This is a genomic window from Pseudomonas sp. Yb2C2 (assembly GCF_052112325.1).
Classification (GTDB): Bacteria; Pseudomonadota; Gammaproteobacteria; order Pseudomonadales; family Pseudomonadaceae; genus Aquipseudomonas; species Aquipseudomonas marginalis.
On sequence record NZ_JAVAJK010000003.1, the window covers coordinates 278,720 to 303,678 of the forward strand.

The window sequence follows — 24,959 nt, forward strand, 5'->3', positions numbered from 1 at the left end:
TTTGCAATCCTGCTCCCTCGGAGGTTCACGCATGCTCGGGCTGGTAAAGACCGCACTGCAAAAGCCGTACACGTTTATCGTGTTGGCCATATTCATCTGCATCATCGGGCCGATGGCGGCCCTGCGAACCCCCACCGACGTGTTTCCCGATATTGGCATCCCTGTGGTCGCTGTGGTCTGGCAGTACAACGGCCTGTCACCGGACGCCATGGCCGGCCGGGTGATCTACACCTATGAACGCTCCCTGAGCACCACCGTCAACGACATCGAACATATCGAATCGCAATCGCTGCCCGGCATGGGCATCGTGAAGATTTTCTTCCAGCCCGGCGTCGACATCCGCACCGCCAACGCCCAAGTGACCGCCGTATCACAAACCGTGCTCAAGCAGATGCCACCGGGCATCACGCCGCCGCTGATCCTCAACTACAGCGCCTCCACGGTGCCGATCCTGCAAATGGCGTTCTCCAGCCCCACGCTGTCGGAAGCCAAAATTCGCGACCTGGTGCAGAACAATATCCGCCTGCCCCTCAGCGCCCTGCCCGGCCTGGCTATGCCCACGCCGATGGGTGGCAAGCAGCGGCAGATCACCCTCGACCTCGACCCCCAGGCGTTGGCGGCCAAAGGCTTGTCGGCCCAGGATGTGGGCAATGCCCTGGCGCTGCAGAACCAGATCATCCCGGTGGGCACCGCCAAACTCGGCCCCAATGAATACACGATCCTGCTCAACAACAGCCCCAAGGCCATCGATGAGCTCAACGACCTGCCGATCAAGACCGTCGACGGCGCGCTGATCACCATCGGCCAGGTCGCCCACGTGCGCGACGGTTCGCCGCCGCAGACCAACATCGTGCGCGTCGACGGCCATCGAGCGGTGCTGATGCCGGCGTTGAAAAACGGCAGCATTTCCACCCTGTCGATCATCGACGGTATCCGCCAGATGCTGCCGCGCATCAACGAAACCCTGCCGCCGTCATTGAAGACCTCGTTGCTGGGCGACGCCTCGGTATTCGTCAAGCAATCGGTGGGCAGCGTGGCCCAAGAAGGCATCATCGCCGCGCTGCTGACCAGTGCGATGATCCTGCTGTTCCTCGGCAGCTGGCGCTCCACGATCATTATCGCGGCGTCAATTCCCCTGGCGGTGCTGTCGGCCATTGCGTTGCTGGCGGTCAGCGGGCAGACCCTCAACGTCATGACCCTCGGCGGGCTGGCGTTGGCGGTGGGGATCCTGGTGGACGACGCCACGGTGACCATCGAAAACATCAACTGGCACCTGGAACAAGGCAAGGCGGTGAAGACCGCGATCCTCGACGGCGCCGCGCAAATTGTCGGCCCGGCGTTCGTCTCGCTGCTGTGCATCTGCATCGTGTTCGTGCCGATGTTCCTGCTGCAAGGCATCGCCGGTTATCTGTTCCGGCCGATGGCGCTGGCGGTGATCTTCGCCATGGCCAGCTCATTCATTCTTTCGCGCACCCTGGTGCCGACGCTGGCGATGTTCCTGCTCAAGCCGCACACGCCGGAGCCAGGCGTGGGGCACCATCCCGAAGATGCATTCATCAACCACCATGAGGGCGAGCAGCACCCGAAACCGCGCAATGCCGGACTGCAAGCGGTGCTGAATTTCCAGCAGGGTTTCGAGCGTCACTTCTCGAATATCCGCGACACCTACCACGGCCTGCTGACCTTGGCCCTGGGCAATCGCAAGGGTTTTATCGTCGGTTTCCTGGCCTGTGTGCTCGCCTCATTCCTGCTGTTGCCCAGCCTGGGCCAGGACTTCTTCCCGGCGACGGATGCCGGCGCGCTGGCCCTGCATGTGCGCCTGCCGCTGGGCACGCGTATCGAAGAAAGCGCCGCCGCCTTCGACCGCATCGAAGCGCGGATCCGTGAAGTGATCCCCGCCGAAGAGCTGGACACCATCGTCGATAACATTGGCATTCCGCTCAGCGGCATCGACATGGCCTACAGCAGCAGCGGCACCATCGGCCCGCAGGATGGCGACATCCAGGTCAGCCTGAAAAAGGACCATGCGCCCACCGCCGACTACGTGAAAAAACTGCGTGAAGCGCTGCCGCAAAGTTTCCCTGGCAGCCACTTTGCGTTCCTGCCGGCGGACATCAGCAGCCAGATCCTCAACTTCGGTGCGCCGGCGCCGCTGGACGTAAAAATCTCCGGGCGCAGCGATGCAGAAAACCGCGCCTATGCCGTCGAGTTGGAACGTCGCCTGCAACACGTGCCTGGTATCGCCGACCTGCGCATCCAGCAGTCCACCGGCTACCCGTCGCTGCAGGTGAGTGTCGACCGCATGCGCGCCAACGGCCTGGGCATTACCGAGCGGGACGTGACCAACAGCATGGTGGCGTCGCTGGCCGGCAGTTCGCAGACCGCGCCGACCTTCTGGCTCAACCCGGCCAACGGCGTGTCCTATTCCATCGTCGCCGCCACCCCGCAATACCGCCTCGACAGCCTGCCGTCACTGGAAGCCTTGCCGGTGACCGGTGCCGATGGGCAGTCGCAGATCCTCGGCGGCGTGGCAACCATCTCCCGCGTGCAAAGCCCGGCGGTGGTGACCCACTACAACATCGAACCGACCCTGGACCTGTACGCCAACGTGCAGGGCCGCGACCTCGGCGGCGTAGCCCGCGACGTGCAAAAGGTGCTGGATGACACCGCGCATCTGCGTCCCAAAGGCGCGACGATCAGCCTGCACGGACAGATCGATGCGCTGCATGAAGCCTTCAGCGGCTTGAGCCTTGGCCTGCTGGGTGCGGTGGTGCTGATCTACCTGCTGATCGTGGTCAACTTCCAGTCGTGGGCCGACCCATTCGTCATCATCACCGCGTTGCCGGCGGCGCTCGCAGGCATCGTGTGGATGCTGTTCCTCAGCGGCACCTCCTTGTCGGTGCCGGCACTCACCGGCGCCATCCTGTGCATGGGCGTCGCCACGGCCAACTCGATCCTGGTGGTGAGCTTCTGCCGTGAACGCCTGGCCGAACATGGTGATGCGTTGAAAGCCGCCATGGAGGCCGGTTACACGCGCTTCCGCCCGGTGTGCATGACCGCCCTGGCGATGATCATCGGCATGTTGCCCCTGGCGATTTCCGAGGAGCAGAACGCCCCGCTCGGGCGCGCCGTCATCGGCGGTTTGATCTTCGCCACCCTCGCCACATTGTTGTTTGTTCCCGTGGTCTTCAGCCTGGTCCACGGTCGTCACCCTACTCGCGCAGTTGCAGGAGAAACCCCACATGTCGTCTGATCACAAACCCTCGCGCAAGCGTCTGATGCTCATGGGTGTCGGCGGCCTGACCCTGGCCGCCCTGTTGGTCGCCAACGGCCTGCATGCCCGTACGCTGCACGAACAATCGGTCACGGCCTGGACCGAGACCGCCGCCATCCCGCACGTGATGGTGTTCCAGCCCAGGCAGAATGTGGCCGGCGATACCTTGCGCCTGCCGGCGCACCTGGAAGCCTGGAGCAAGGCGCCGATCCACGCCAGGGTCAGCGGTTACCTGAAGGATTGGAAAGTCGATATCGGCAGCCACGTCAACGCCGGGCAAGTCCTCGCGGAAATCGACAGCCCCGACCTTGATCAACAGTTGGCGCAGACCCATGCACGCCTGGTGCAGGAACAGGCCAACGCACGCCTGGCCGAAACCACCGCCACGCGCTGGCAAAACCTGCTGGCCAGCCATTCGGTATCGCGCCAGGAGGCCGATGAAAAAACCTCCAATGCCGCTGCCGCCAAGGCCAACGCCGAGGCCGCCGCTGCCGACTATGCCCGGCTGTCGGCGCTGGAAAGCTACAAGACCCTTCGCGCCCCGTTCGCCGGCACCATCACCGCGCGCAACACCGATATCGGCCAGCTGATCAAGGCCGACACCGACAGCGATCCGGAACTGTTCGACATTGCCGACACCCATCAATTGCGCCTCTATGTACCGGTGCCGCAGAACTACGCAGCGGTCATCCATCCCGGCCTTGAAGCCGAGCTGACCGTGCCCGAGCACCCCGGCAAGCATTTCAAGGCGCGCCTGATCGGTGACTCCACCGCCATCGACCGCCGCTCCGGCACCCTGCTCGCCCAGTTCGTCGCCGACAACCCCGACGGCGAACTGCTGCCCGGTGATTATGCCGAAGCCACCTTGCCGATTCCGGCCGATACCCATGGTGTGAGTATCCCGGCCAGCGCGCTGATCTTCCGCGCCCAGGGCACCCAGGTGGCGGTGTTGGACGGGCAGAACCATGTGCACCTGCAGGCCATCCATATCGGCCTCGACCTGGGCGAACGCCTGGTGATCGACCAGGGCTTGAAACCCACCGACCGCATCGTCGACAACCCGCCCGATGCCCTGCGCGAAGGTGATCCCGTGCAACTCGCCGATACCTCCGGAGGTGCGCATGCGCATAAGGCTTAAACCGCTCGCCGCATTGACGCTGCTGGTCTTGCAGGGTTGCTCGATGGCGCCGACCTACAAGGTGCCGGCGATCGACCTGCCGGCCAACTACCGCGAACAGACCAGCGATGGGCCCTGGCACAGCGCCCAGCCCTCCGACCAACTGGCGCCCGAATGGTGGAAGCTCTACAACGATTCGCGCCTGAATGACCTGCAACAGCAGCTGCTCAAGGCCAACCCGGACCTGGCGGCGGCGCTGGCGCACTTCGACGCTTCCCAGGCGTATGCCAGCCAACTGCACGCAGGCCTGTTCCCGCAGATCAGCGCCAGCGCGCAACCGCTGCGCCAGCGGCAATCGGATTCGCGACCGTTGCGGGGGGATACGCAACCGTCGGTGTACAACAGCAACATCGCGGGCTTTTCGTTGAGCTATGACCTGGACCTGTGGGGCAAAATCCGCAACCGGGTCGCGGCCGGCGATGCCCAGGCGCAAGCGTCCGGGGATGACCTGGCGGTGGCACGCCTGAGTTTGCAGCGTCAGTTGGCGACCTTGTACGTGCAGCTCAATGGGCTGGATGCACAGAGCCGGATTCTCACTCGCTCGCTGGATGATTTCAGCCAGGCATTGCAATTGACCCGCAGCCGCTACGAGGGCCAGATAGCCTCGGAGCTGGACCTGACCCGTGCGCAAAATCAACTGGCGCAGGCCAGGGCGCAATTGGATGAAGTGCGTGGGCAACGCAACCTCACCGAGCACGCCATCGGCGAGTTGGTGGGTGTGGCAGCCAGCGACTTTACCTTGCCGCCCGGCCAGCAACTGATCGCCCTGCCGGGAATTCCGTCGCAGTTGCCAAGCCACCTGTTGCAACGTCGCCCGGATATTGCAGCGGCAGAGCGACGGGTGTTTGCGGCCAACGCAAATATCGGCGTGGCCAAGGCGGCGTGGTATCCGGACTTCAGCTTGACCGGGTTGATTGGCGGGCAGACACAGGGCGTCGGCAATCTGCTGTCGGCGGGTAATCGGTATTGGGCACTGGGCCCGTTGGTGAACCTGCCGATTTTCGACGGTGGCCGCTTGAGCGCCAATGAACGCCAGGCCAAGGCCGAGTTTGAAGAGGCGTCGGCGCAGTACCGTAGCCAGGTGCTGAAGGCCGTGCGCGAGGTGGAAGATAACTTGGCGCAACTACGGGATTTGCAGCAGGAAGCGCAGGATGAACAGGCGGCGGCGGATGCGGCGCAGCATACGCAATCATTGGCGATGAACAGCTATCAGGCGGGGGCGGTGAGTTACCTGGATGTGGTGACCGCGCAGACCGCGGCGTTGCAGGCGCAGCGGACATTGCAGGCGGTGCAGACGCGGCAGTTGCAGGCCAGTGTAGGACTCGTGACCGCACTCGGCGGCGGCTGGCAACCTGGCGCCTGACATCGCCCCAAGGCACAGTTCAGGCTAAATGCAGGAGAGAGCTTGCCCCCGATGGCGGTGGCTCAGTCAACCACCACTGACTGAGCCACCGCACATTTCAGCCCTCTGGCCGACTATTAAGAAAAACACTCACCACTGTGTAATCACTACCATTGGCATGCCGATACAGGGTACTGCTGTGATAGTCGGATACATCCCCCGACACCGAAACCGTAATCGAACGGCTCTCGACATCAACTTTTACCGCCCCGTCACGCGTAACTAGAAACGGATTGGCATCTTTCAATACAGCCAATATTTCACTATCGGTTCCCAAGGTGCGGTAAACGTAATATCGGTAACTGAACGGCACAGTGGCCCCTCCGCGATCATCCTTGACGCCATAGATCGAAGCGTCATCACTGATCGGCACGCGGAGTACAACCTCCGTCAATTGCGGACGGCCCGGCGAGAGCAGCCAATCACCAGCGATATACACCAAGCAAAGCGCCAGCAAGATCGTTGTGACCGTTGAATAAAGCGACTTTCTAGTAGTTCCTGAACCTGGCATAGCTGATTCCTTTCTTGATCCAATATTGGTCGACTGGATCGTCACCGAAAGGCGCATCCCCCCACCAACGACCAAACTCGGGTTTATCCGTACCCGCTCTGGTTTGAGCAAGTCCCGCTGCGCGTAAAAGCACTTCCTCGCTGAAACCCGCCGCAATCCCCACCGCACCATAGTGAAAATTTCCAAACGCTTCATATTCTTTGGAAATTTGCTTGTAGTCCCACGGGCCGCGATTGCGGACCTGAGTATAAAACCAAGAGTACATAAACGCTGAACCGGCTTTCAGTACATTCTTTTTATGAAAAGCGGTGGCCATATTTTCGTCAACCGATACACCAGGCGGGGGTATAGGGTTCGCCATTGCATGCTTCCTCTGCATTAGGTTTTTGCGCGGCAGAACCTAACACCAGATAGCCAAGATGATGAGCGAGGAGAAGAACAAAAGAGACTTCGTACAAAGGAGTAAGACATGCCTTACACCACAACCTCAAAACAAGGTACTTCCACGTCCAATGAGGTTTCGGCAGCGTCAGTTCCGGCCTCATCGGGAGCAAGCCCCCTCCCACACTAGCCCCGCGTCAGACACACAATGTATGAACACCGCTGAACCAATGTGGGAGGGGGCTTGCCCCCGATGGCGGCCGTCCAGACACATCCTGCCAAAAGCCTGCCCATCAACCGCCTGCTCGCCAATCTAGCCTCTCTAAGCACATCTAGAGAGGGCCAGGGAATGGCAGATTTACCCGCTTCACACCGCCTGCGCATCGGTCGATTCAGCGAACCCGACCGTATCTACCTCATCACCACCAACACCCACGAACGCATACCGATATTCAGCAATTTCCATCTCGGTCGCCTGGTGGTCTGGCAATTTCGGTTAGCCCAGTACCAAGGGCTGGCCAATTCCCTGGCATGGGTCATCATGCCGGACCATTTCCATTGGTTGCTTGAGCTGAAAAAAGGCTCGCTGGCGGACTTGATGTGCCAGGTGAAGTCAAAAAGCACCAGGACCGTCAATGGCGTGAGTGGTCGCAAGGGCCGGCTCTGGCAAGAGAGCTTTCATGACCGGGCTCTGCGCAAGGAAGATGACTTGGTGAAAATGGCCCGGTATGTGGTGGCTAATCCATTGAGAGCGGGTCTGGTCGAGCGGATTGGCGACTACCCGCTGTGGGATGCCATCTGGGTTTAACGTCATACACAGTTCAAATGTGGGAGGGGGCTTGCTCCCGATTGCGGTAGGTCAGTCAACTTATCTGTAACTGATACACCGCTATCGGGAGCAAGCCCCCTCCTACATTTTTTACCCGCATTTCAAGCCGCGAGTTTGCCGCTGGCGATGGCGGCTGAAGCGGCCACCATGGCCCGCAACAACACCGCACACCCCGCCGCCAGGTCATCCGGGGCGGCGTTCTCGATTTCGTTGTGGCTGATGCCCCCTTCACACGGCACAAAGATCATCCCCGCCGGCCCCAACTCGGCGACGAAAATCGCGTCGTGCCCTGCCCCGCTGACGATGTCCATGTTCGACAAGCCCAGCCCATTGGCCGCATCGCGCACGGCGTCCACACAGCCTTTGTCGAAGTACAGCGGCGGGAAGTCAGCCGTGGGTTCCATTTCAAAACTCAGCCCATGCTTGGCGCAGGTCTCGTCAATCACCTGGCGCACCTGGGCAATCATCGAATCCAACCGCGCTGGTTCCAAGTGACGGAAGTCCAGGGTCATGCGCACTTCGCCCGGAATGACGTTGCGTGAACCGGGATACGCCTGCAGGCAACCGACGGTCCCGCACGCATGGGGCTGATGCCCCAACGCCGCCGCATTGACCGCCGCCACCACCGCTGCCGCGCCTACCAGGGCGTCCTTGCGCAGGTGCATCGGCGTCGGCCCCGCATGGGCCTCGACACCGCGCAGTTTCAGGTCGAACCACTTCTGCCCGAGGGCGCCGAGCACCACGCCGATGGTCTTTTTCTCATCCTCCAGAATCGGCCCTTGTTCGATATGCGCCTCGAAATACGCACCGACCTTGTGTCCACACTCGGGACGGGTTCCCGCGTAGCCAATCGCATTCAGCGCGTCACCCACGCTGACCCCATCCGCATCGACCTTGGCCAAGGTATCCGCCAGGGTGAATTTCTTGGCAAATACCCCCGAGCCCATCATGCACGGCGGGAAGCGCGAGCCTTCCTCGTTGGTCCACACCACCACTTCCAAGGGCGCTTCGGTTTCGATCTTGAGGTCATTGAGCGTACGCAGCACCTCCACCCCCGCCAGCACACCGAAACAGCCATCGAACTTGCCGCCCGTAGGCTGTGTGTCGATATGGCTGCCGGTCATCACCGGCGGCAGGTCGGGATTACGCCCAGGGCGGCGCGCGAAGATATTGCCGATGCCGTCGACGGTCACGGTGCAACCGGCGTCTTCGCACCATTGCACAAACAGGTCGCGGGCCTTGCGGTCGAGGTCGGTGAGCGCCAGGCGGCACACGCCGCCCTTGGGGGTGGCACCGAGTTTGGCCAGGTCCATCAACGACTGCCACAAGCGGTCGCGATTGATGTGCTGGTGGGGCGATTGCAGAACGTCAAGGGCAGCGTTCATGGGGATCTCCTCAGGCTTGTATTTCTTATGAATTGACAACCACCGGGCTGGCTCCACGCCTGGCATTCAGGCCGTAATACAACAACCCGCCCAACGCCGAACCGGTAAACCAGCCGTAGCTGTAGAACCAGCTGAACGCATCACTGCCCAACGACAGCAACGTCAACACCACCGGCACGCCAAAGGCGATAAAGCCGCTCCAGTTCCACGCCGGGTACACGTCGTCGCGGTACAGGCCGGCCAGGTCCAGTTGTTGTTTGCGGGTGATGAAGTAGTCCACCACCATGATCCCGGCAATCGGCCCCAACAGGCTCGAATAGCCCAGCAACCAGTTGGAATACACGGTTTCCAGGCTCACATCCGAGACGATCAAGCCGAGTTTTTTCAGCAGTTCATGGCCCATCAACGCCAAGCCCACCAACCCGGTGAGGATCACCGCCGTGGTGCGGTTGATCAGCTTGGGCGCGATGTTCTGGAAGTCGTTGGTGGGCGAGACGATGTTCGCGGCGGTGTTGGTGGACAAGGTGGCGACGATGATCAGCGCCATGGCCACGGCCACCCACACAGGGCTCTGGATATGCCCGATCAGCGTCACCGGGTCGGACACGCTGACGCCCACCAGTTTCACCGACGCGGCGGTCATGATCACGCCGAGGGCGGCGAACAGGAACATGGTCAGTGGCAGGCCGAAGATCTGCCCGAGGATCTGGTCCTTCTGGCTTTTGGCGTAGCGGCTGAAGTCGGGAATATTCAGTGACAGGGTGGCCCAGAAGCCCACCATCGCGGTCAGGCCGGCCATGAAGTAACCGGTAAGGCTCGCGCCCTCCGGACGCTTGGGCGGGATCGCCATCAGTTCGCTGAGAGACACATTCGGCATCGCCCACACCAGCAGGCCAATGCCCACCGCCACCAGCAACGGCGCCGACAGGGTTTCCAGGCGCTTGATCGACTCGGCGCCGCGCAGCACCACCCATAAATTCAGGCACCAGAACATCATGAAGCCGATCACTTCACCAGTGCCGCCGAGGGACTTCCACCCCTCGAAAATCGAGCCCAGGAACAGGTGAATCGCCAGCCCGCCAAACATCGTCTGGATACCAAACCAGCCGCACGCCACCAGCGCGCGGATCAGGCACGGCACGTTAGAGCCGAGGATGCCGAAGGACGAACGCAGCAACACCGGAAACGGAATGCCGTACTTGGTGCCGGGGAAGGCGTTGAGGGTCAGCGGGATCAGCACCACGATATTGGCGAGCAAAATCGCCATCAACGCCTCGCCCACCGACAACCCGAAATACGCGGTGAGCACACCGCCCAGGGTGTACGTGGGCACGCAGATCGACATGCCGACCCACAGCGCGGTGATGTGCCACTTGTTCCAGGTGCGTTCGTGCACCTTGGTCGGTGCCATGTCGTGGTTGTAGCGAGGGCTGTCGAGGACGTCGGGGCCGGCGTCGAGTTCGTACAGGCCGTTGCGCTCAATGACTTGCGATCTGTTCTGTTGCATGGCCGCTCCACGGTTTTTTCGAATTATTGTTGCTCACTCCGCGCTGAACGCAGGGTGGCCGGAGTACCTCGTAAACAACATGACATCACGGGCCCGGCCAGCCGCCACTGCACTCAATAACCGTGCCGACAACCGCTCTTGAACCCGCACCGCTTATATAACTCGCTGATGTTAATCAGCTTTCCGATTGTGCCTGCGGTACTTGCCGCGATACTCAGGCTAAATAACGCGCCAATTATCCGAACGGTCAGGACTCAATCTGGTGCACCACAATTATTTTTATTGACCGACCCCGTCAAGAGGCATGTCTCAAGCGTCTGATTTGCAATAAGAAATGTTGCTCATATTGGGAACCTGTCAAGTGCGTCAAAATGGTGAGAGACCGCTACATTTTGGTGATTTTGTATTTTTATTCTTATAAATCAATAGATTAAATACGATATAAGCTTATAAAAAATCTTCTTGCTCAATCGAAAAACTCGGTCTAGTTTCTATTCCTGTCACCGATGACAGGAATTAACCGACCATCGGCGCGTAGCCATACAACACTTAGAACTGGCACAAGCCGGTCAAGCCTGTGAGGAACTCGACATGTCGCTGTTGATCCGTGGCGCCACCGTTATTACCCATGATGAAAGTTACCGCGCCGATGTTTTATGCGCAGGCGGTCTGATTCGCGCCATTGGCACGGACCTGGATATTCCCGCCGGCACTGAACAACTCGACGGCAGCGGACAATATTTGATGCCCGGCGGCATCGATCCCCATACCCATATGCAACTGCCCTTCATGGGCACCGTGGCCAGTGAAGATTTCTTCAGCGGCACGGCGGCGGGTTTGGCGGGGGGCACTACGTCGATTATCGACTTCGTGATTCCCAACCCGCAGCAATCGCTGATGGAAGCGTTCCATCAGTGGCGGGGCTGGGCGGAAAAATCCGCGTCCGACTATGGCTTTCACGTAGCAATCACCTGGTGGAGCGAGCAGGTGCGCGAGGAAATGGCCGAGCTGGTCAGCCACCACGGCATCAACAGCTTCAAGCATTTCATGGCCTACAAGAACGCGATCATGGCGGCCGACGATACCCTGGTGGCCAGCTTCGAACGCTGCCTGGAACTCGGCGCCGTGCCCACCGTGCATGCGGAAAACGGCGAACTGGTGTACCACCTGCAACGCAAGCTGATGGCCCAGGGCATCACCGGGCCGGAAGCGCACCCGCTGTCGCGCCCGTCCCAGGTGGAAGGCGAAGCGGCCAGCCGCGCGATCCGTATCGCCGAGACCATCGGCACGCCGCTGTACCTGGTGCACGTGTCCACCCGGGAAGCGCTGGATGAAATCACCTACGCCCGGGGCAAGGGCCAGGCGGTCTACGGCGAAGTGCTCGCCGGCCACCTGCTGCTGGACGACAGCGTCTACCAGCACCCCGACTGGCAAACCGCCGCCGGCTACGTGATGAGCCCGCCGTTCCGTCCGCGCGGGCATCAGGAGGCGCTGTGGCATGGCCTGCAATCGGGCAACCTGCACACCACCGCCACCGACCACTGCTGCTTCTGCGCCGAGCAAAAAGCCGCCGGGCGTGACGACTTCAGCAAGATCCCCAACGGCACCGCCGGTATCGAAGACCGCATGGCGCTGCTGTGGCACGAAGGGGTCAATACCGGGCGCCTGTCGATGCAGGAGTTCGTCGCGCTGACCTCCACCAACACCGCGAAGATCTTCAACCTCTACCCACGCAAAGGCGCGATCCGCGTGGGTGCGGATGCCGACCTGGTGCTGTGGGACCCCGAGGGTACGCGGACCATCTCCGCCAAGACCCATCACCAGCAAGTCGACTTCAACATCTTCGAAGGCAAGACCGTGCGCGGCGTGCCGAGCCACACCATCAGCCAGGGCAAGCTGGTCTGGGCCGATGGCGACCTGCGCGCCGAGCGCGGGGCCGGGCGCTATGTGGAACGGCCGGCGTATCCGTCGGTGTTCGAACAGTTGAGCAAGCGGGCGGAGCATTCCAGGCCGGTTGCTGTGAAGCGCTGAGACCGCCAGGCAACAAAAATGCCCACTTAGAGGCAATCCAAAAAAACCGTGAGGCCCACACCGTGATCCAGACCCTGACCCACCTCCCCCATCCCCATGAAGACGGGGCCACCCTCGCCAGCCATTTCACCGACCTGGCGCCGCCGCTCAACGCGCGCCAGGCCCAACTGGAAGCCTCGCGCTGCCTGTATTGCTACGACGCCCCTTGCGTGAACGCATGCCCCAGCGAAATCGACATCCCGTCGTTCATCCGCAATATCCACACCGACAACGTCCAGGGCGCAGCGCAGAAAATCCTCTCGGCCAACATCCTTGGCGGCAGCTGCGCGCGGGTCTGCCCGACGGAGATCCTCTGCCAGCAAGCCTGCGTGCGTAACAACGCCGAAGAATGCGCGCCGGTGCTGATAGGCCTGTTGCAACGCTACGCCATCGATAACGCCCACTTCAGCGAACACCCGTTCCAGCGTGCCGCCCCCACCGGCAAACGCATCGCCGTGGTCGGCGCAGGTCCCGCAGGGCTGGCCTGTGCCCATCGCGCCGCGCTGCACGGGCATGACGTGGTGATCTTCGAAGCGCGGGAAAAAGCCGGCGGCCTGAATGAATACGGGATCGCCAAATACAAGCTGGTCGACGACTTCGCCCAGAAGGAACTGGATTTCCTCCTGCAGATCGGCGGCATCGAAATCCGCCATGGCCAGCGCCTGGGCGACAACCTGACCCTGAGCGAACTGCACCAGCAATTCGACTCGGTGTTCCTCGGCCTGGGCCTGGCGGCCAGCAAGCAACTCGGTTTACCCCATGAGGACGCTCCCGGCCTGCTCGCCGCCACCGACTATATCCGCGAACTGCGCCAGGCCGACGACCTGAGCCAACTGCCCCTGGCCGACCGCTGCATCGTGCTCGGCGCCGGCAATACCGCCATCGACATGGCCGTGCAAATGGCCCGGCTCGGTGCCCGTGATGTGAACCTCGTCTACCGCCGGGGCCTGGCCGATATGGGCGCCACCCACCATGAGCAGGACATCGCCAAGGCCAATCAGGTGCGCCTGCTGACCTGGGCCCAACCCGAAGCAGTCCTGCTCGACGACCAGGGCCACGTACGCGGCATGCGCTTCGCCCGCACCCGCCTGGAAAACGGCCGCCTGCAATCCACCGGAGAAACCTTCGAACTGGCCGCTGATGCCATCTTCAAGGCCATCGGCCAGGGCTTCGACAACGACGCTTTGCACGATCCCCTGGCGCAACAGCTGCACCGCGTCGGCGAGCGTATCTTCGTCGACGAACAGCTGCGCACCAGCATCCCTGGGGTCTACGCCGGCGGTGACTGCGTCAGCCTCGGCCAGGACCTCACCGTGCAGGCGGTGCAACACGGCAAGCTGGCCGCCGAAGCCATGCACGCCCAACTCATGCTGAATGTGGAGGCTGCGTAATGGCCGATCTCTCGATTGTGTTCGCCGGTATCAAGGCCCCCAACCCATTCTGGCTGGCCTCCGCGCCGCCCACCGACAAGGCCTACAACGTGGTGCGTGCGTTTGAAGCGGGCTGGGGCGGCGTGGTGTGGAAGACCCTGGGTGAAGACCCGGCGGCGGTCAATGTGTCATCGCGCTACTCGGCGCACTACGGCGCCAACCGTGAAGTGCTGGGCATCAACAATATCGAACTGATCACCGACCGTTCCCTGGAGATCAACCTGCGGGAAATCACCCAAGTCAAAAAGGACTGGCCCGACCGCGCGCTGATCGTGTCGCTGATGGTGCCCTGCGTGGAGGAATCCTGGAAAAACATCCTGCCCCTGGTGGAAGCCACCGGCTGCGACGGTATCGAGCTGAACTTCGGCTGCCCCCACGGCATGCCCGAACGCGGCATGGGTGCGGCGGTGGGCCAGGTGCCGGAGTACGTGGAACAGGTGACGCGCTGGTGCAAGACCTATTGCTCGCTGCCGGTGATCGTCAAGCTCACGCCGAATATCACCGACATCCGCGTGGCGGCACGGGCAGCGTATCGCGGCGGTGCGGACGCGGTGTCGCTGATCAACACCATCAACTCCATCACCAGCGTGGACCTGGAACGCATGGTCGCCCTGCCGATGGTCGGCACCCAGAGCACCCACGGCGGTTACTGCGGCTCGGCGGTCAAGCCGATTGCCCTGAACATGGTTGCCGAAATCGCCCGTGACCCGCAGACCCAAGGCCTACCGATCTGCGGGATCGGCGGCATCGGCAACTGGCGCGACGCCGCGGAATTCGTCGCCCTCGGTTGCGGCGCGGTGCAGGTGTGCACGGCGGCGATGCTGCATGGTTTTCGCATCGTGGAAGAGATGAAGGATGGGCTGTCGCGATGGATGGACAGCCAGGGCTACACCAGCCTGCAAGAATTTTCCGGGCGTGCGGTGGGCAACACCACGGACTGGAAGTACCTGGACATCAATTACCAGGTGATCGCCAGGATCGACCAGGCGGCGTGCATTGGCTGTGGGCGTTGCCATATTGCCTGTGAGGACACCTCGCACCAGGCCATCGCCAGCCTGAAACAGGCGGACGGCACGCATAAATACGAAGTGATCGATGACGAGTGCGTGGGCTGCAACCTGTGCCAGATCACCTGCCCGGTGGCCGATTGCATCGAGATGGTGCCCATCGACACGGGCAAGCCGTTTTTGAATTGGACGCAGGATCCGAGGAATCCTTACCGGGAGGCGGTGTAGGCCTGTAGGCCGCTATCGGGGGCTTGCCCCCGATGAGCATGGGTATCTACACAACTTCCAGTGAATACGGAATCTATGGCAATTAGGCTTCTGTGGTGAGCGGGCTTGCCCCGCGCTGGGCTGCGTAGCAGCCCCAATAAGAACGCTGCAGTGTGCCAGACAGTTCCGGGGCTGTGTTTTGGGGCTGCTGCGCAGCCCAGCGCGGGGCAAGCCCGCTCACTACAAGGATCCATTCGCCATAACGTTTGCGCTTACGGTGCCGGCTCCACCTCCTTGAACACCAGCCCTAGGCTATCATCGTGCCGCAGGTCTATTAACGCAGGACGCAATAGATTCCCCAGGGGTAGTTAAGAGCGAACACCGTACCGGTGGTGAGCGGGCTTGTCGAATCGTCGCACCGCCCGCGCTGGGCTGCGAAGCGGCCCCAATAAGGTCACCGCAGAGTGCCAGAATCAATCGAGGTGAAGGTTTTGGGGCTGCTTCGCAACCCAGCGCGGGCGGTGCGACGATTCGACAAGCCCGCTCACCACAGAGTTATGTGTCAGCCTTTAAGAGTTGTGTAGATACCTATGCCCCGATGAGGCCCTCAGCCCCACCACAACACTCAAGGCTCCAACCCAATCCCGCGCAAAATCACACTGGTCACCGTCTGGATCGCCTTCTCGAACTGCATATCCGACAACGGCTGGTGATCATTCAAAATCTTCACCTGGTGATCAAAGTCGGCATAGTGCTGGGTCGACGCCCAGATCATGTACAGCAGGCTCGACGGCTCCACCGGCAGGATGCGTTTGTCTTCCACCCACTGGCGAATTTTCGCTTCCTTCATCTTGGCCCAGTCGTACAGGCTTTCATCCAGGGCCTCACCGAGTGTCGGCGCGCCGTGGATGATCTCGTTGGCCCAGACCTTGGAGCCATAGGGCCGCGTGCGCGAGCGCTGCATCTTGGCGCGGATATAGCTGCTGAGCACCACCCGGGGGTCATCGAAGGTTTCGAAGCTGAGGGCGTCCTGCTTCCACACTTCCAGCAGGTCGAACAGCACCGCGCTGTACAGCTCGCTCTTGGTGGTGAAGTAGTAATGCAGGTTGGAGCGCGGCAGTTGTACTTCTTCGGCGATATCGGCCATGGCAGTGCTGCCGTAGCCCTTTTCGGCGAAGATTTTCTCCGCCGCCAGCAGGATTTTCTCGACGTTGACCCGGCGAATTCCGCTCTTGTGATTGCCCATAAGGGCTCCCTGACAAAGACATGCCCCAAAGACTACCACCGCTCTAGATCGGGGCGACAGGCGCAGTCGAAACTTCGTACACTGCCCGCTCCTAACCATTGATGGGTATTGCACAATGTTGATCAAGAAAACCCTGACCACTGTCGCCCTGCTCGCCTCCCTGCTGGGTGCCTCCGCAGCATTTGCCCATGCTCATCTCAAAAGCTCCACGCCTGCGGCAGACAGCAGCGTCACCGCGCCCAAAGACCTGCGCCTGACCTTCAGCGAAGGCGTCGAAGCCACCTTCACCAAGGTGTCCCTGAGCAAGGACGGCACCGAAATCGCCATCAAAGGCCTGGAAACCCCGGACGCCGACAAGAAAACCCTGGTGGTGACACCGGCCGCCCCACTTGCGGCGGGCACCTACAAGGTGGTGTGGAATGCGGTGTCGGTCGACACCCACAAGAGCAACGGTGAGTACAGCTTCAAGGTCGGCCAATAACCCATGGCAACGCTGCTGGTGCTGTGCCGGTTCGTGCATTTCATCGTCGTGCTGTTGATGTTCGGGGCCCGTGTATTCAGGCCCTGGCTCCTCGGCGCTGAACCGCAGCCGGTGCTGGACCGGCAATTGTTGCGCATCACCCATGGGCTGGCATGGACGGCCCTCGCGTCGGGGGTGATCTGGTTGCTGTTGATTACCGCCAGCATGGCCGGTTCATGGCCGGCGGCGCTGGAACTGTCGACCGTGCAGTTGGTGCTGGGCAAGACCTTTTTTGGCCAGGTGTGGACCTGGCACCTGATCGTCAATGGCTTGCTGGTCATCGCCCTGATGACCCCGTGGAAAGCCCCGCGCCTGCCATTGCTCACACTGTTGCTGATGACTCTCGCCCCGGTCGGCCATGGCGCCATGCTCGACGGGCTGAGCGGGCAGTTGTTGATCCTCAACCAGGTGATGCACCTGATATGCGTCGGCGCATGGCTGGGTGGGTTATTGCTGCTGGTATTGATCCTCAGGCAGTCACACCGTGTTGAGCTGGCGCCTGTCCTGCGTCGTTTCAGCGGCGTGGGTTATGGCCTGGTCACCGGCTTGCTGGTGACCGGCCTGATCAATGTGCGCGTACTCACCGGACAGCTGTGGCCCACGCCGTTGTTCAGTGGTTTTGCCCTGATTCTGCTGATCAAGGTGATGCTGGTGCTGGGCATGCTGGCGCTGGCATTGTTGAACCGGTTGCGCCTTGATAGCGGCGAACAGCGGTTGGGCAGCTTGAAGGCCAGCGTGATGCTGGAATGGCTGCTCGGTGTTTGTGCAGTAGCGGTCGTTTCACTCCTTGGCACTTTGCCGCCGATGGTCCTGGCGGGCTGAATGTGGAAGGGGCAAGTCGAATCGTCGCACCGCCCCTCCCACATTGATCCTGTGCGCTCTAGATCAACCCACACCTAGTCATCGTATAACTTCTGCTTGACACACCCTGAAAACCCCGCAAATATCCGCTCCAATGTTGTACGACGACGTATAACAAATAATAAAAACAACAAATGAAAGGGAGCGTCACTGTGAGTCCATTCGCCCGCAATTCGTCCGCGCGTCTCAGTGTTATCGGCCTGTTTACCCTGCCCCTCCTCGCCCATGCCGACGGTTTCGTCGATGATGCCAAGGCCACGCTCAACCTGCGCAACGCCTACTTCAACCGCAACTTCACCAACCCGAGCAACCCCCAGGGCAAGGCCGAAGAGTGGACGCAGAGTTTTATTCTCGACGCCAAGTCCGGCTTCACCCAGGGCACCGTGGGGTTCGGCATTGATGTGCTGGGGCTGTATTCCCAGAAGCTCGATGGCGGCAAAGGCACCGGCGGTACCCAACTGTTGCCGATCCACGACGACGGCCGCCCCGCCGACAATTTCGGACGCCTGGGCGTGGCGCTGAAAACCAGGCTGTCGAAGACCGAATTGAAGGTCGGCGAATGGATGCCGGTGCTGCCGATCCTGCGCTCCGACGATGGCCGCTCGCTGCCCCAGACCTTTCGCGGCGGCCAGGTGACGTCCAGCGAAATCGCCGGCCTGACCCTCTACGGCGGCCAGTTTCGCGGCAACAGCCCGCGCAACGACGCGAGCATGGAAGACATGTTCATGAACGGCAAAGCCGCGTTCACCTCCGATCGCTTCAACTTCGGCGGCGGCGAATACACCTTCAACGACAAGCGCACCCAGGTCGGCGTGTGGTACGCCGAGCTGGCCGATATCTACCAGCAGCAGTACTTCAACCTGACCCACAGCCAGCCCGTGGGCGACTGGACCTTGGGGGCCAACCTGGGTTTCTTCAACGGCAAGGAAGACGGCAGCGCCCTGGCCGGCGACCTCGACAACAAGACCGTGTTCGCCCTGCTCTCGGCCAAGTACAACGGCAACACCTTCTACGTGGGCCTGCAAAAACTCACCGGCGACAGCGTGTGGATGCGCGTCAACGGCACCAGCGGTGGCACCCTGGCCAACGACAGCTACAACGCCAGCTACGACAACGCCAAGGAAAAATCCTGGCAGGTGCGGCATGACTTCAACTTCGTGGTACTCGGCGTGCCGGGGCTGACCCTGATGAACCGCTATATCAGCGGCAGCAACGTGCACACCGGGGCGATCACCGATGGCAAGGAATGGGGGCGCGAATCGGAACTGGCCTACACCGTGCAGAGCGGTGCGTTGAAGAACCTCAACGTGAAGTGGCGCAACTCGACCATGCGTCGAGATTTCAGCAACAACGAGTTCGACGAAAACCGGATCTTTATCAACTATCCAATCTCCCTGCTGTAGAACCTAGTCTCCCAGCCCCAGAAAATCCCCTGTGGGAGGGGGCTTGCTCCCGATGGCGGTGGGTCAGTAACAGATGCATTCACTGGCACGCCCTCATCGAGGGCAAGCCCCCTCCCACAGTTTGAATCTCACTCATCTGGAAGAACGTTGACAACCTGGGGGATCCCTAACAATACTTCGGCATAGTCATACGACAACCTACAACAAAAATTTGGAATCCCCATGACCACGACCACCCCCACTCCCTTCAACCGCCTGCTGCTCACCGGTGCCGCCGGCGGCCTCGGCAAAGTCCTGCGCGAACGCCTGCGTCCCTACACCCAGGTGCTGCGCCTGTCGGACATCGCCAGCATGGCCCCGCCGGTGGATGCCTCGGAAGAAGTCCAGCCCTGCGACCTCGCCGACAAACAAGCGGTGCACCACCTGGTGGAAGGCGTCGACGCCATCCTGCACTTCGGCGGTGTATCGGTGGAGCGTCCGTTTGAAGAAATCCTCGGCGCCAATATCAGCGGTACCTTCCATATCTACGAAGCCGCACGCCGCCATGGGGTAAAACGTGTGATCTTCGCCAGTTCCAACCATGTGATCGGCTTTTACAAGCAGACCGAAACCATCGACGCCCACTCCCCACGCCGCCCCGACAGCTACTACGGCCTGTCCAAGTCCTACGGCGAAGACATGGCGAGCTTCTACTTCGACCGCTACGGCATCGAGACCGTGAGCATCCGTATCGGCTCCTCGTTCCCAGAACCGCAGAACCGCCGGATGATGCACACCTGGCTGAGCTTCGACGACCTGACCCAACTGCTCGAACGCGCGCTGTATACGCCGAACGTCGGTCACACGGTGGTCTACGGCATGTCGGATAACCTCGACACCTGGTGGGACAACCGCTACGCCGCGCACCTGGGCTACGCCCCGAAAGACAGCTCCGAAGTCTTCCGCGCCCAGGTCGAAACCCAGCCACCGGTAGCCGCCGATGACCCGGCCAAGGTCTATCAGGGTGGGGCGTTCTGCGCCGCCGGGCCGTTCGGTGACTGAGTTCACACCAACCCAAGGGAATGAGTGGCCATGACTGCTGAATTGATCGTCGACGCCCGCAATGCCGTGGGCGAATGCCCGGTGTGGGTGCCCGAGGAAAACGCCCTGTACTGGGTGGATATCCCCAACGGCGGCCTGCAAAAATGGAGCGCCGCCAGCGGCCACGTTGCCGCCTGGAAAGCCCCGCAGATGCTTGCCTGCATTGCCCGCACCACGGCGGGCAACTGGGTCGCCGGGATGGAAACCGGTTTCTTCCAACTCACGCCGCACAACGACGGCAGCCTCGATACCACGCCGTTGGCCAGTGTCGAGCATCCACGCCCGGACATGCGCCTGAACGACGGCCGTTGCGACCGCCAGGGCCGTTTCTGGGCCGGCAGCATGGTGCTGAACATGGGCGCGAATGCGGCCGAAGGCATCCTCTATCGCTATGCATCGGGTTCGGCCCCCCACGCCCATCTGGACGGTTTTATCACCCTCAACGGCCTGGCCTTCAGCCCCGATGGCCGCACGATGTATGCCTCGGATTCGCACCCGCTGGTCCAGCAGATCTGGGCCTTCGACTACGACATCGACACCGGCACGCCGTCCAACCGTCGCGTGTTCGTCGACATGCACAACTTCCTCGGCCGCCCCGACGGCGCCGCCGTGGACGCCGATGGCTGCTACTGGATCTGCGCCAACGACGCCGGCCTGATCCACCGCTTCACCCCCGACGGGCGCCTGGACCGCTCCCTCACCGTACCGGTGAAAAAACCCACCATGTGCGCCTTCGGCGGCAGCCGCCTGGACACCCTGTTCGTCACCTCGATCCGTGACGACCAGAGTGAACAGTCAGTGTCCGGCGGCGTGTTCGCCCTCAACCCCGGTGTCACCGGATTGCCGGAGCCCCGCTTCATCCTTTAGCTGCATCGCTGTGCCTTGAATACAACAATAACAACACAGGAGTGACCTCCCATGGACTTCAAACGCACCTTGCTCGCCGCCGCAGTCTTTACCCTCAGCAGCGCCGCCCAGGCACTGGAAATCAAGTTCGCCGACATCCACCCCGCCGGCTACCCCACCGTCGTCGCCGAAGAAAACATGGGCAAGGCCCTGACCAAGGAAAGTAACGGCGAACTGACCTTCAAGTACTTCCCCGGCGGCGTGCTGGGCTCCGAGAAGGAAGTGGTCGAACAGGCCCAGGTCGGCGCCGTGCAGATGACCCGCGTCAGCCTCGGCATCGTCGGGCCGGTGGTGCCGGACGTGAACGTGTTCAACCTGCCGTTCGTGTTCCGCGACCAGGCGCATATGCGCAAGGTTATCGACGGCGAGATCGGCGACGAGATTCTCGCCAAGATCACCGACTCCGAGTTCGGCCTGGTGGCCCTGGCCTGGATGGACGGCGGCACACGCAACCTCTACACCAAGAAGCCGGTGCGCAAGATCGAAGACCTCAAAGGCATGAAGATCCGCGTGCAAGGCAACCCGCTGTTCATCGACGCCTTCAACGCGATGGGCGCCAACGGCATTGCAATGGACACCGGCGAGATCTTCAGCGCCCTGCAGACCGGGGTGATCGACGGCGCGGAGAACAACCCGCCGACCCTGCTGGAACACAACCACTTCCAGAACGCCAAGTACTACACCCTCACCGAGCACCTGATCCTGCCCGAGCCCATCGTGATGTCGAAAATCACCTGGAACAAGCTCACCCCGGCGCAACAGGTCATGGTCAAAAACGCCGCCAAGGCCGCCCAGGCCGATGAGCGCGCGCTGTGGGATGCCAAGTCCGCCAGCAGTGAGGAAAAACTCAAAAAGGCCGGCGTCGAGTTCATCACCGTCGACAAAAAGCCCTTCTATGACGCCACCGCAGCGGTTCGCGCCAAGTACGGCGCGCCGTACGCCGACATCATCGCGCGCATCGACGCCGTTCAATAACCTCTCCTGCCTCTCGCAAAAGGCCCGGCGCGGTCTGCACCGCCGCGCCCGGTTACGGTGAACGCCATGAAGAATCTACTGCTGCGCATCAACGACCGCATCTACATGACCTGCATCTGGGTCGCCGGCCTCTCGGTTCTCGGCGTCGCACTGATCATCCCCTGGGGCATCTTCGCCCGCTACATCCTCGGCACCGGCTCCAGCTGGCCGGAACCCACCGCCATCCTGCTGATGCTGGTGTTCACCTTTATCGGCGCCGCCGCCAGCTACCGCGCCGGCGCGCATATGTCGGTGGCCATGGTCACGGACCGCCTGCCGCCCGCCCAGCGCCGCATCGTCGGCATCCTGTCGCAACTGCTGATGGGCACCATCTGCCTGTTCATGGCGATCTGGGGCACCAAGCTGTGCGTGTCCACCTGGAACCAGTTCATGAGCGCCATCCCGACCCTGCGCGTGGGCATCACCTATATGCCGATTCCGATTGGCGGGCTGCTGACCCTGATCTTCGTGGTGGAAAAACTCCTGCTCGGTGACCAGAGCAACCGGCGCGTGGTGCGCTTCGACCTGGTGGAAGAAAGCGAAGGGGCTGCCTGATATGGACGCATTGATTCTGCTGGGCAGCTTTATCGCCTTGATCCTGATCGGCATGCCGGTGGCCTACGCCCTGGGTTTGTCGGCGCTGATTGGCGCGTGGTGGATCGACATCCCGTTCCAGGCCCTGATGATTCAGGTGGCGGGCGGGGTGAACAAATTTTCGCTGATGGCGATTCCGTTCTTCGTGCTGGCGGGGGCGATCATGGCCGAGGGCGGCATGTCGCGGCGGCTGGTGGCGTTTGCCGGGGTGCTGGTGGGGTTTGTGCGCGGTGGCCTGTCGCTGGTGAACATCATGGCCTCGACGTTCTTTGGCGCCATCTCCGGCTCGTCGGTGGCCGACACCGCCTCGGTCGGCTCGGTGCTGATCCCGGAAATGGAGCGCCGTGGCTACCCACGGGAATTTGCCACCGCCGTCACCGTCAGCGGTTCGGTGCAGGCGCTGTTGACCCCGCCCAGCCATAACTCGGTGCTCTACTCCCTGGCGGCGGGCGGCACGGTGTCCATCGCCTCGCTGTTCATGGCCGGCGTGGTGCCCGGCTTGCTGATGAGCGCGTGCCTGATGGTGCTGTGCCTGATCTTCGCGAAAAAACGCAACTACCCCAAGGGCGAAGTCATCCCCTTGAAACAGGCCCTGAAAATCTGCGCCGACGCGCTGTGGGGCCTGATGGCCATGGCGATCATCCTCGGCGGCATTCTTTCGGGCATTTTCACCGCCACCGAGTCCGCCGCGATTGCCGTGCTGTGGGCGTTCTTCGTGACCATGTTCATCTACCGCGACTACAAATGGAGCGAGCTGCCCAAGCTGATGCACCGCACGGTGCGCACCATTTCCATCGTGATGATCCTGATCGCCTTCGCCGCCAGCTTCGGCTACATCATGACCCTGATGCAGATCCCGGCAAAAATCACCACGCTGTTCCTGACCCTGTCGGACAACCGCTACGTGATCCTGATGTGCATCAACGCCATGCTGCTGTTGCTCGGCACGGTGATGGACATGGCACCGCTGATCCTGATCCTCACGCCAATCCTGCTGCCGGTGGTGCTCGGTATCGGCGTCGACCCGGTGCACTTCGGCATGATCATGCTGGTTAACCTCGGCATTGGCTTGATTACGCCGCCGGTGGGTGCGGTGCTGTTCGTGGGTGCGGCGGTGGGCAAGGTGAGTATCGAGAAGACCGTGAAAGCGCTGCTGCCGTTTTACGCCGTGCTGTTCCTGGTGCTGTTAGCGGTGACTTACATTCCGGCGCTGTCGTTGTGGCTGCCAAGCGTGGTGTTGTGAAGATGATTGAACTTGAAGACCACCTGACCCACCTCACCGTGAATCCGGCCGTGGGCGGCAGCCTCGTCAACTGGACGGTGCGCGCCACCGGGCAGCCGCTGCTGCGCCATAACGATGAGCAGGCGATCCATACCGGTTTGCCCGGCAAGCTGGCGTGCTATCCGTTGGTGCCCTGGTCCAACCGCATTGCCCACGGCGGTTTCGACAACCCCGACGGTTGGCTCGCGCTCACGCCCAACAGCCTCACCGATCCGCTGCCGATCCATGGCTCGGCCTGGCAACAGGCGTGGCAGGTGGTCAGCCAGTCGGCGGATGAAGTGGTGCTGGAGGCACTGTGCGAGACGCCGTTTGCCTATCGCGCCGAGCAGCGGATTCGCCTGAGTGACGGAGCGTTAAGTATTGAACTGCGGGTGACCCATCTGGCCGAAACAGCGGCGTGGCACGGCCTGGGCTTGCATCCGTACTTTCCGCGCCGGCCGGGTACCCGGTTGCAGGCCAGGGCCGCACAGGTGTGGATGAGTGACGCGTCCAAGCTGCCGACGGGGTTGGCGCCGGTGCCGGGCGAGTGGGACTTCCAGGCATTGAAGCCCCTGCCCGAAGGCCTGGTGGACAATGGTTTCTGCCAATGGGATGGCTATTGCCGGATCGAACAGCCGGACCTGGGCTACGCGCTGGAATGCCAGGCCAGCGGGGCCGATTACTTCCTGCTGTACTGCCCGCCGGGGCTGGGGTTCTTTTGCATCGAGCCGGTGAGCCATCCGGTGAATGCTCATCACCTGGCGGGACGGCCGGGCCTGAAACTGCTGGAACACAATCAGTCGGTCCAACTCAATTTCAACCTGAAATACACCCCCCTGTAGGAGCGAGCTTGCTCGCGAAAAACCTCAGGGCAACGCGGGGCATCAGGCGCCC

21 protein-coding genes are annotated in these 24,959 nt (G+C 61.8%); 16 read left to right on the forward strand and 5 right to left on the reverse strand.

All coding sequences use genetic code 11. The features are described 5' to 3' along the window. Nucleotides 1-31 precede the first annotated feature (31 nt). From Q8X51_RS05605 to Q8X51_RS05615, 3 genes are read left to right on the forward strand one after another with little or no spacing between them, the layout of a single operon-like run. A complete protein-coding gene (locus Q8X51_RS05605) occupies nt 32-3,253 on the forward strand; it encodes an efflux RND transporter permease subunit (protein WP_065948397.1) in 3,222 nt (1,073 codons plus the stop codon). Continuing rightward, nucleotides 3,243-4,412 carry an efflux RND transporter periplasmic adaptor subunit gene (locus Q8X51_RS05610; protein ID WP_407694138.1) on the forward strand — a complete coding sequence of 390 codons (1,170 nt, stop codon included), beginning with the start codon at nt 3,243-3,245 and terminating at the stop codon, nt 4,410-4,412. Before Q8X51_RS05605 ends, Q8X51_RS05610 begins: the two co-directional genes overlap by 11 nt. Then, nucleotides 4,396-5,814 (forward strand): efflux transporter outer membrane subunit, encoded by a 1,419-nt coding sequence (locus tag Q8X51_RS05615; RefSeq protein WP_407694139.1) that lies wholly within the window; start codon nt 4,396-4,398, stop codon nt 5,812-5,814. The genes Q8X51_RS05610 and Q8X51_RS05615 overlap by 17 nt, the downstream gene beginning before the upstream one ends. 97 nt (nt 5,815-5,911) lie before the next feature. On the opposite strand, the gene Q8X51_RS05620 is transcribed toward Q8X51_RS05615, so the two are convergent. Together Q8X51_RS05620 and Q8X51_RS05625 are read right to left on the reverse strand one after the other, a co-directional pair. Then, nucleotides 5,912-6,364: a hypothetical protein gene (locus tag Q8X51_RS05620; RefSeq protein WP_074847219.1), complete on the reverse strand. Its 453-nt coding sequence runs from the start codon at nt 6,362-6,364 to the stop codon at nt 5,912-5,914. Continuing rightward, entirely contained in the window at nt 6,342-6,725 is a 384-nt protein-coding gene (locus tag Q8X51_RS05625) for a polymorphic toxin type 44 domain-containing protein (protein WP_065927017.1), read from the reverse strand. The genes Q8X51_RS05620 and Q8X51_RS05625 overlap by 23 nt, the downstream gene beginning before the upstream one ends. Nucleotides 6,726-7,094: 369 nt before the next feature. On the opposite strand from Q8X51_RS05625, the gene Q8X51_RS05630 reads away from it, so the two are divergent. Further along, nucleotides 7,095-7,553, forward strand: a complete 459-nt coding sequence (locus tag Q8X51_RS05630) for an REP-associated tyrosine transposase (RefSeq protein WP_115488540.1) — start codon at nt 7,095-7,097, stop codon at nt 7,551-7,553. A gap of 122 nt (nt 7,554-7,675) precedes the next feature. On the opposite strand, the gene Q8X51_RS05635 is transcribed toward Q8X51_RS05630, so the two are convergent. Both Q8X51_RS05635 and Q8X51_RS05640 read right to left on the reverse strand, forming a co-directional pair. Beyond that, a complete protein-coding gene (locus tag Q8X51_RS05635) occupies nt 7,676-8,959 on the reverse strand; it encodes a Zn-dependent hydrolase (protein WP_065927015.1) in 1,284 nt (427 codons plus the stop codon). 25 nt (nt 8,960-8,984) lie between these two features. After that, nucleotides 8,985-10,466, reverse strand: a complete 1,482-nt coding sequence (locus tag Q8X51_RS05640) for an NCS1 family nucleobase:cation symporter-1 (RefSeq protein WP_065948399.1) — start codon at nt 10,464-10,466, stop codon at nt 8,985-8,987. Between the two features lie 591 nt (nt 10,467-11,057). On the opposite strand from Q8X51_RS05640, the gene hydA reads away from it, so the two are divergent. The 3 genes from hydA to preA all read left to right on the forward strand — a co-directional run bounded on the left by hydA (nt 11,058) and on the right by preA (nt 15,201). Continuing rightward, on the forward strand, nt 11,058-12,497 hold the full coding sequence (gene hydA / locus Q8X51_RS05645; RefSeq protein ID WP_065927013.1) for a dihydropyrimidinase: 1,440 nt from the start codon (nt 11,058-11,060) through the stop codon (nt 12,495-12,497). A gap of 62 nt (nt 12,498-12,559) precedes the next feature. Then, nucleotides 12,560-13,927 carry an NAD(P)-dependent oxidoreductase gene (locus Q8X51_RS05650; RefSeq protein ID WP_137212144.1) on the forward strand — a complete coding sequence of 456 codons (1,368 nt, stop codon included), beginning with the start codon at nt 12,560-12,562 and terminating at the stop codon, nt 13,925-13,927. After that, a complete protein-coding gene (gene preA, locus Q8X51_RS05655) occupies nt 13,927-15,201 on the forward strand; it encodes an NAD-dependent dihydropyrimidine dehydrogenase subunit PreA (protein WP_065927011.1) in 1,275 nt (424 codons plus the stop codon). Before Q8X51_RS05650 ends, preA begins: the two co-directional genes overlap by 1 nt. 604 nt (nt 15,202-15,805) lie before the next feature. Here the strand turns inward: preA and Q8X51_RS05660 are convergent. Beyond that, nucleotides 15,806-16,426 (reverse strand): TetR/AcrR family transcriptional regulator, encoded by a 621-nt coding sequence (locus tag Q8X51_RS05660; RefSeq protein ID WP_027606227.1) that lies wholly within the window; start codon nt 16,424-16,426, stop codon nt 15,806-15,808. Nucleotides 16,427-16,541: 115 nt separating this feature from the next. Between Q8X51_RS05660 and copC the strand changes: the two genes are divergently transcribed. From copC to Q8X51_RS05705, 9 genes are all read left to right on the forward strand, one after another. After that, nucleotides 16,542-16,907, forward strand: coding sequence for a copper homeostasis periplasmic binding protein CopC (gene copC / locus Q8X51_RS05665; RefSeq protein ID WP_065927010.1), 366 nt, complete (start codon nt 16,542-16,544; stop codon nt 16,905-16,907). Between the two features lie 3 nt (nt 16,908-16,910). Further along, on the forward strand, nt 16,911-17,768 hold the full coding sequence (gene copD / locus Q8X51_RS05670) for a copper homeostasis membrane protein CopD (protein ID WP_065927009.1): 858 nt from the start codon (nt 16,911-16,913) through the stop codon (nt 17,766-17,768). A 191-nt stretch (nt 17,769-17,959) separates the two neighbouring features. Beyond that, a complete protein-coding gene (locus tag Q8X51_RS05675; protein WP_407694330.1) occupies nt 17,960-19,210 on the forward strand; it encodes an OprD family porin in 1,251 nt (416 codons plus the stop codon). Between the two features lie 222 nt (nt 19,211-19,432). Further along, on the forward strand, nt 19,433-20,251 hold the full coding sequence (locus Q8X51_RS05680) for an NAD-dependent epimerase/dehydratase family protein (RefSeq protein ID WP_065927007.1): 819 nt from the start codon (nt 19,433-19,435) through the stop codon (nt 20,249-20,251). A 30-nt stretch (nt 20,252-20,281) separates the two neighbouring features. Next, the gene (locus tag Q8X51_RS05685) at nt 20,282-21,157 is read left to right on the forward strand and encodes an SMP-30/gluconolactonase/LRE family protein (protein ID WP_065927006.1); all 876 of its coding nucleotides are present in this window, start codon (nt 20,282-20,284) and stop codon (nt 21,155-21,157) included. 51 nt (nt 21,158-21,208) lie between these two features. Further along, on the forward strand, nt 21,209-22,171 hold the full coding sequence (locus Q8X51_RS05690; protein WP_065927005.1) for a TRAP transporter substrate-binding protein: 963 nt from the start codon (nt 21,209-21,211) through the stop codon (nt 22,169-22,171). Nucleotides 22,172-22,237: 66 nt separating this feature from the next. Beyond that, complete coding sequence (locus Q8X51_RS05695) at nt 22,238-22,765, forward strand: TRAP transporter small permease (protein WP_065927004.1); 528 nt, start codon at nt 22,238-22,240, stop codon at nt 22,763-22,765. A 1-nt stretch (nt 22,766) separates the two neighbouring features. Then, a complete protein-coding gene (locus tag Q8X51_RS05700) occupies nt 22,767-24,047 on the forward strand; it encodes a TRAP transporter large permease (protein WP_407694331.1) in 1,281 nt (426 codons plus the stop codon). 2 nt (nt 24,048-24,049) lie between these two features. Beyond that, nucleotides 24,050-24,907, forward strand: a complete 858-nt coding sequence (locus Q8X51_RS05705; protein WP_407694332.1) for an aldose 1-epimerase — start codon at nt 24,050-24,052, stop codon at nt 24,905-24,907. The last annotated feature ends 52 nt before the right edge of the window (nt 24,908-24,959 follow it).

Coding starts and splice junctions, on each gene's coding strand:
- Q8X51_RS05605 (WP_065948397.1), top strand. CDS start 32: ATGCTCGGGCTGGTAAAGACCGCACTGCAAAAGCCGTACACGTTTATC.
- Q8X51_RS05610 (WP_407694138.1), top strand. CDS start 3,243: ATGTCGTCTGATCACAAACCCTCGCGCAAGCGTCTGATGCTCATGGGT.
- Q8X51_RS05615 (WP_407694139.1), top strand. CDS start 4,396: ATGCGCATAAGGCTTAAACCGCTCGCCGCATTGACGCTGCTGGTCTTG.
- Q8X51_RS05620 (WP_074847219.1), bottom strand. CDS start 6,364: ATGCCAGGTTCAGGAACTACTAGAAAGTCGCTTTATTCAACGGTCACA.
- Q8X51_RS05625 (WP_065927017.1), bottom strand. CDS start 6,725: ATGGCGAACCCTATACCCCCGCCTGGTGTATCGGTTGACGAAAATATG.
- Q8X51_RS05630 (WP_115488540.1), top strand. CDS start 7,095: ATGGCAGATTTACCCGCTTCACACCGCCTGCGCATCGGTCGATTCAGC.
- Q8X51_RS05635 (WP_065927015.1), bottom strand. CDS start 8,959: ATGAACGCTGCCCTTGACGTTCTGCAATCGCCCCACCAGCACATCAAT.
- Q8X51_RS05640 (WP_065948399.1), bottom strand. CDS start 10,466: ATGCAACAGAACAGATCGCAAGTCATTGAGCGCAACGGCCTGTACGAA.
- hydA (WP_065927013.1), top strand. CDS start 11,058: ATGTCGCTGTTGATCCGTGGCGCCACCGTTATTACCCATGATGAAAGT.
- preA (WP_065927011.1), top strand. CDS start 13,927: ATGGCCGATCTCTCGATTGTGTTCGCCGGTATCAAGGCCCCCAACCCA.
- Q8X51_RS05660 (WP_027606227.1), bottom strand. CDS start 16,426: ATGGGCAATCACAAGAGCGGAATTCGCCGGGTCAACGTCGAGAAAATC.
- copC (WP_065927010.1), top strand. CDS start 16,542: ATGTTGATCAAGAAAACCCTGACCACTGTCGCCCTGCTCGCCTCCCTG.
- copD (WP_065927009.1), top strand. CDS start 16,911: ATGGCAACGCTGCTGGTGCTGTGCCGGTTCGTGCATTTCATCGTCGTG.
- Q8X51_RS05680 (WP_065927007.1), top strand. CDS start 19,433: ATGACCACGACCACCCCCACTCCCTTCAACCGCCTGCTGCTCACCGGT.
- Q8X51_RS05685 (WP_065927006.1), top strand. CDS start 20,282: ATGACTGCTGAATTGATCGTCGACGCCCGCAATGCCGTGGGCGAATGC.
- Q8X51_RS05690 (WP_065927005.1), top strand. CDS start 21,209: ATGGACTTCAAACGCACCTTGCTCGCCGCCGCAGTCTTTACCCTCAGC.
- Q8X51_RS05695 (WP_065927004.1), top strand. CDS start 22,238: ATGAAGAATCTACTGCTGCGCATCAACGACCGCATCTACATGACCTGC.
- Q8X51_RS05700 (WP_407694331.1), top strand. CDS start 22,767: ATGGACGCATTGATTCTGCTGGGCAGCTTTATCGCCTTGATCCTGATC.
- Q8X51_RS05705 (WP_407694332.1), top strand. CDS start 24,050: ATGATTGAACTTGAAGACCACCTGACCCACCTCACCGTGAATCCGGCC.